The organism is Pseudomonas sp. P5_B2 (genome assembly GCF_056400445.1).
Genome location: NZ_JBFULH010001122.1, coordinates 1 through 976 on the forward strand (window position 1 = coordinate 1; position 976 = coordinate 976).

The 976-nt window shown below is 55.7% G+C and carries 1 protein-coding gene; it reads right to left on the minus strand.

All coding sequences use genetic code 11. The features are described from left to right. Positions 1 to 976 (minus strand): BREX-1 system phosphatase PglZ type A (gene pglZ, locus AC1DRJ_RS29620; RefSeq protein WP_477805253.1); only part of this gene is annotated, 976 nt, incomplete at both ends.

Consider the following 976-nt stretch of genomic DNA (forward strand, 5'->3'; position numbering starts at 1 on the left):
TCTCTGCTTTCTCACCGCGCAACTGGTTGACCATCAGCACAGGCACCACGATTTCCTGAGGCATGGCCCCGCCATGGACGAAGCGTGCACCGCCCACAAAGTGGAAACGATTTGCACCTTTTGGTATCCAGAACTGAGTGTCTGATGTTGTGCCCGCAGTCTGCTTGGTCGATCCCTGCCAGACATCCTTGGCAGCAGGCAGAGTATGGCCAATGACATAGCGTTTTTTACTCTTGATCGCACTATCCGGCTTCTCTGCGAGTGAGGTGCGATCCGCCGCCTCAAGCTTGCTCTGCTGGAAGAGGAACCCATGATCGGCCGTGATCAACACCGTGCTGGTGTTGAAGTGCATGAGAATCTTGCGGGTCAGTTCGGTCAGCTCCTCAATGGCGAAATCCACGTGGTGGAAGGTATCCACCTCGGAGCCACCGCCTTTGTCACTACGGTCATCGATCACGTTGTGATAGACGTAAACCAGTTGCTGATCCTTAAGCGCTTCACGCCCAGCGTCACGGGACCACTCTTTGACTTGAAGTGCGGTCACGGCCATGCCGCCATGCTGGGCAAGAACCTTATCGCGAGCGATGGTGTTGCCAGTATTGAGTCCGTCTACAAAAACACCATCACTGCCCTCGCGATACTCCAGCGTCTGGTGTGGCAGCAGGGACGCCATGCCCAGCGTGGTGTAACTCGGCAATACGCCCAACTGGCTATTCAGGCTGGCCTTGCTGTAACGCTTTTCATTGATGCGCTGGCACAACTCGACGGCGGCTTCATAGCGGAAGGCATCGCTGATGATTACTACAACGCGCTTGCTACGATGCCCCTCCAACAAGGGCGCTACCCAACGCTCATAAAAATTATGCTGGTTAGGAATGCCAGGTATTTTCCAGTGCTCCAAGCGCTGTTCGGCCTCAACGCGGTCGCCCCAGGAGCGCCCGAGCTGATCGAGATACCAATACGCATAGCACTGCTC